Origin of the sequence: Capnocytophaga granulosa ATCC 51502 (assembly GCF_000411115.1) — a bacterium.
GTDB classification, from domain to species: domain Bacteria; phylum Bacteroidota; class Bacteroidia; order Flavobacteriales; family Flavobacteriaceae; genus Capnocytophaga; species Capnocytophaga granulosa.
Genome location: NZ_KE150242.1, coordinates 235501 through 241731 on the forward strand (window position 1 = coordinate 235501; position 6231 = coordinate 241731).

Annotated in this window: 1 protein-coding gene; it reads left to right on the forward strand. The window is 40.6% G+C overall.

Annotated elements, in window-relative coordinates; genetic code table 11:
* Positions 1-58: 58 nt before the first annotated feature.
* Positions 59-6231: hypothetical protein (locus tag HMPREF9331_RS01040; RefSeq protein WP_016419335.1), on the forward strand; the 6173-nt coding region annotated here is incomplete at its 3' end.

Sequence of the window (6231 nt, forward strand, 5' to 3'; positions counted from 1 at the left end):
GTTTGTTTCAAATCATAATAAATTCCTATCTTTGCCCCCGAATATTAATTGATTAATTATGAAGAAGCTGAATAATTATAAGCGTATCTGGTTGATAATTATGATTTTAAGTCCTTTCTTTAGCTTAGTAAAAGCGCAAACGTGCGATCCCAATATCCTTAAGGCATTGGAGCAAACGCGTGTTACTTACTTTGATAAAGTAACCACAGGAGAGGTAGGATCTCTTTCTATCAAGTATCCTATAGATGGGGTTACTTATACATTTACTGACCAAGGAGGGACGTCTTTTTCCTATACCCACTCAGGTGGCTCCAACTCTGTGGATGTGTCTGTTGGAGTGGTCAATGCTGAGCGCAAATTTGCCCTTAAGGCCCAAAAAGGAGCCTGTGTCTATCAGACCAGCTTTATTTACAAACTCACTCCTGTAACTACTCTTGGTATTTCTGTAAGGGTAGAACATGAGTGGTGTAATGGTGCAGGTGCACTCTACTATAAGATAGTAGGTGCGGATACCAGTAAGTATAACTTCTATCACAGATTGCAGGGAGGAGCTTATGCAGGGCTTCCTTCTCCTGTGGGTGGAGTGACTACCCTAACTTCAGGAACTTATGAAGTGAAAGCTGAGCCTAAATCAGGATCAGGTGCTCCAGCAGTAGCTCCTGTTTCGGGGCTTCAAATAAAATCCCTGAAACAAACAGTGGATTATACCCTTACCGATCTTCCTTCTAAATGTACAGGACAACTACCTGGATTACGTGTGAATGTTACCTCCGGAAGTTATCCGCTCCTTTTTAGTCTTTATGATAATACAGGAACAACGCCTTTACCGGGTTTTTACCGACAGACTTCTAATGTTTTTACCAATGTACCTCCTGGCAACTATAAGGTAAAGGTAGAGGACTTTTGTGCAATCACAGGGGGTGATGCTACTGTAAAGGGTCATGTTGTGCCTAATACGATGATTGATTTTACGGAAACGTACCTTAATACTATGCAAGAATATGGTTGTGATTACTTAAGTTTCAGTCAGCTAGGGGTTAAAGGTGATAATTTGAGAGCAGCTTTTGAAGCAGGGAGTTTGCCTTTTCCTTTTACTTTGAAATTTGAACTCAAGGAACCAGCTCCTTCAACCACTGTTCATACAGTAAGCCGTACTTTTAATAACCAGAATGATGTCTCTTTATTTTTATATGCTCATCCATATGTTACAGACCTACTGCTTGTAAAAGAGAATCTCAGAGGGGAACGTATTCCTAAAAAGGCGGGACAATGGGAAATAAAAGCAATTGTCTCTGCTTGCGGGGTCAATAAAACCTTAACGGCTAAAACAGTTACTTTTAAGAGTCTATTTGATGACTTTGCAGTCTATGAAGGAGGTGCTTCCGAAACTACGGCTTGTCATTCAACAAACATAGTACTTTCGAATACCACTCGTATGGATATGAGTATAGATATATATGTGGTAGTGGATCAAGCACCAGCCGGTTTCAAAAACGAAGAAGCAGGTTTTTTCAAATTGACTACAAGCAATCCTCTATTACATAACAAATATGTGAAGAAGATCCATTACTATGGAGCTGCTAATAACGCTTATCCTATTGTAGCTCCTGAATTTATAAGTCAAGGGGATCAGTTTAAGTTCCGTGTGGTAGATGCCGAATGTGATCCAGATCGTAATTCAGGAGAACTTCCTTTGACAATTACTCACCCAACTAATAATGAACCTACTGATTTATGGATTCATAATACACAAAGCTGTAGAGGAGTTACCTCTACAGGGGCTCCTTACGGAACATTCTTATTTAGTAGAACAAGAGGAAGTGAGATTACTGAGATAAAAATTCTCTCTTTTGATGGTAATCCTTCTGATTTGCCCTTTACTTTGCCCTATACTTTACCAATATCTAATCGTATTAATAGTGATACTTGGGCACTTTATGATCTTCCTGCTGGTAAGTATGATATCTCAATTACCAATAGGTGTGGGAATACGAAACTGTGGCCTAACCAAAAACTTTTTGGGGAAACCTTTTCCTTTACTTGGTCAGAAGGTTGTACACCCTCTCTTGCTGCTGTTATTGGTCAGCCAGAGGGAAGAGCTTACCAGTCCTATTCAGTAAGTTACTTTGTACAGCATTTTGAGAATGGGGAATGGAAAGATGTGGAGCGTATAAATTTGAATGCATCAGCTCTATCCACTTCTTACAATAAGACTTTTACCGAAACTAGACTAAAAGAAGGAAAGTTCCGTGTGTTGCGTAAGATTAAGTATGGAGACAATGGTAAGATATGTGATATTGTAGTATCTGAAAAGGAATATATAGGAGATTTGAAAAATCCAACGGCTATAGGGGCTGGTTGCCCTAATGGCAAATACCATATTGCTATCATAGCCAATGGAGGTACTCCTCCTTATACCTACGAATGGGTTTCTACAACTCCTGTAGGTTCTACAACTCCTGTACCTTCAGGACATCCAGCGCAGCCCAATGATAATTTCTTTGTTGATCTGACTAATACCGACCCTAATACCACTTATACATTTGCAGTAACAGATGCTTGTGGAAACAGAAGGACAGTAGATACTAGTCTTGCTCAGATTGACACGAAAGCTCCTGAAATATCTCCTCAGGCAGGAAGAGACGCTGCTTATTGTGTCGGAGAGCAAGTGACTCTTTCCATACCTAATATAAGTGGTATTACTGTAAAGTGGTATCGTTCTGATCATCCTAGTACTATTTTAGGAACAGGTACTACTTTGACAAGAACACTTACATCAGATGATTTTACTGTTGGCAATAAGTATATGATAGAATTAGAAATGCCTTCAAGACCTGATGTAGCCTCTTGTATTAGTGCTGCTATTAATAATAAATATGCCTATCAGTTCAAGTCAAAGAACTTTGTTACCCCTATCCCTCCTACACGAAAGGATATAACCATCTGTGCAGAAAATAATACCACTCAAGACTTGACACAGTTGTTCCAAAATATACCTACACTTCCAGCAGGAGTTACTGCAACCATTAAGGATAAAGCAGGAGTAATTTATGTACCTGATAATAATACGATTCCTGTAGGTAATATGAAAGGGGAGTATACCTTTGTATATACCCTATATGAACCTTGTAGAAAAGTAATTGGTACTCCTGTGGAGGCTACCCTTACGGTTAATAAAGCAGTCAATCCTGCCACTAAGCAGAATGTAAAGATCTGTAATCCATCTATTACGATGGATGAGCTTAAGTCTTTAGTGCTTGCAAGTAGCCCTGAAGTAGCAAAATTGGCACTTGATTTCAAATGGTATCGGAACCTGATAGATGCACAAAACCAGCAAAATGAATTGACGACACCTATATCGCTCAACTCAGGAGAGAAGAAGACGGTGTATGTACGTTATTCTAAACTTGGTTATTGTTCAGGTGTACCAAAGCCTGTTGAGGTTGAGAGAGAAGATACAGTAGCTCCTAAGGCTTTGACAAACCCAGACTGTAGTGTCACTACAGTAAGGACGCTAAAAGCTTTAGTAGACCCTGTGGATAGTGCCAACGTAATTATTTATAAAAATGGTACAGAATTAGGAGATGATATACTCATTGATGAGTATTCTCCTACCATGTATACTTATTCTAAGAGACTCTTTCAGTGTAAGCCTCCTGCTCAAGCATTGACCTTTAGCTTTAATGAGCGCACAGCAGCTGACCCTCAGCAGGTAGGAGTATGTACTTTCCCAGGATATCAAAACGCACCAACTGTAAAAGTAGCCGATATTAAGTCTAAAATTCAGGCTCAATATGTAGGTAAGACCATTAGAATTTATCAAAATAATTCAGAACTTAGTGCAGCAAATGCAACTGTTTACTTTACAGCTACCGATGTTTACTTTACTGTGGAAGAGTCTGGAAAGTGTCCTTCTCTGCAACAAAAGGTAACCCTACAGCAGGCACCTTTTTCAGTGGCTACACTGCTACCTGCACTATCTATTTGTGAGGATACAACCATAGCAGAGCTGAAGGCAGAGATAGGAGCAGAAGGACTTTCAAATGTAAGAATTTATAGTTCAAGTCTCGCTACAGAAGAAAGCGATGATAAGTTTGTAGTATGGGGTAATCCTTATTATTATAGAGTAGTGGAGACAGGTAAGTGTCCTAGTGATCTTATACCACTGACCTTTACCAATAAGGGTAATAAGACGGATGCGACACCACGCCGCTTTGAGGTATGTATTGCACAGAGTGCAACAGCTCGTGTGAGTGACCTAAAAGCTATAATAACAGGTGGAGATGTAAGAATCTTTAAGCGCAACAATGATAATACATGGTCTGCTCCTTTAACAGATAATGAAGCGGTGAATGAAAACGATGCTTATTTCTATACTTTACGAGCTTCAGGTAAGTGTCCAAGTGATAAGACACCACTTATTTTGGCAATCACTCGTAAGACCACAACGCCTACCGCTCCAGCGGATCCTAAGTGGTGTAGTGGTAAGAAGGTGTCTGATCTGAAGACCTATATCACCAGCAAAGGGGTAACAGGTACTATCAAAATCTATGAAAGTGCTACCGCTACCACTGAACTGGCAGATAATGTAGTGTTAGAAAACAACAAACCTTATCACTTCACTACACAGGATTCAGCTCCACAGCGTTGTGAAAGTGACCGTGTAGCCTTGACAGTAACAGTATATGCTAATCCTGCTATTACCACTCAGCCAGCAGCATCGAGCACTCCATGTAAGGGGGCTGCTGTAAGCCTTTCAGTAGTGGCTACAGGAGATGGAACCCTTACCTATCAGTGGTTCAGTAATACTGTGGATAGTAATACGGGAGGTACTGCTATTGCAAATACAAATAGTAATACCTATACTCCTTCTACCGAAACTGCAGGAGAAACTAAGTACTATTATGTAAAGGTAACGAGTGATACTGGTTGTACAGCAGCAGTGAGTAACACCGCTAAGGTAGTGGTAAAACAACCTACAGCAATTACAAGTCATCCAGTGGATGCACCTCTCTACTGTATGGGAGACACTCCATATCCTAACCCGCTTAGTGTAGCAGCTACAGGGGAAGGAACCCTTACCTATCAGTGGTATGCCTCTTCTAGTAATAGTTATTCAGGTACGGCAATACCAGGAGCGATAGGATTCCAATATAATTATCCAACAAATCAAGAGGGTGTAACCTTCTATTATGTGGAAGTAACGGGCGAATGTGGTACCGTAAGAAGTAATATAGCAGGAGTTGGAATAAGACGATACGCCCGATTTAAATCAGACGGCAACCTAACGGCAAGTGATAATGCAACTTATTGCAAGGATGCCACTACAGTAAGCAAACTTACAGTACGCACCGAAGGAAGTGTAAATCCACTTTACCAATGGTATAAAGCTCCTGATGCTACTTCTCCAGGGGTAGCGATAAACAATGCTTGGAGTAATGAATATACCCCTGATGTCAGTCAACCAGGTACTTACTATTACTATGTAGAGTTGAAAACCAGAGACTGTCCAGGTATAGCAACCAGTGCGCGTGCGAAGATTGTGGTAACTAAGCCAACTGCTATTACCACCAACCTTTCAACTGCTGAAGTAAGCTATTGTAAGGATCATACCGCTCCAGCAGCCCTTTCTGTAACCGCAGAAGGTACAGGTACTTTGACTTATAAGTGGTATGAAGCTCCCGATGCTACCTCACCAGGTACAGTAATAGCAGGACAAACAACGAATAGTTATACTCCTTTGGTAACTACCGTAGGTACCAAGTATTACTATGTAGTGGTACATAGCGATTGTGGCACGGATGTAACTAGTGCCAGAGCCCATATTACAGTAACAGAACCAACAGCTATTGACACTAACCTTAGCACTACCGAAAAGAAATATTGTAAAGATCAAACATCGGGAGTCTTAGATCTTTTGATCAAGGCTAAGGGAACCGCCCCATTTACTTACAAATGGTATAAAGCAGCAAATGCTACTGCTACGGGTACACTCATAAGAACAGAGAATACCAATAGTGATGAGGATAGCTATACACCTGTGGTAACTACAGTAGGAACAGCTTATTACTATGTAGAGGTAAGAAGTGCTTGTGGCAGTGATGTAACTAGTGCAAGAGCGCAAATTACAGTAACTGAACCTACAGCTATTGACACTGACCTTTCTACAGCGGAAGTGAAGTATTGTAAAGATGACACTTCGGTTAGCCCGCTACTAATCAAGGCGAAGGG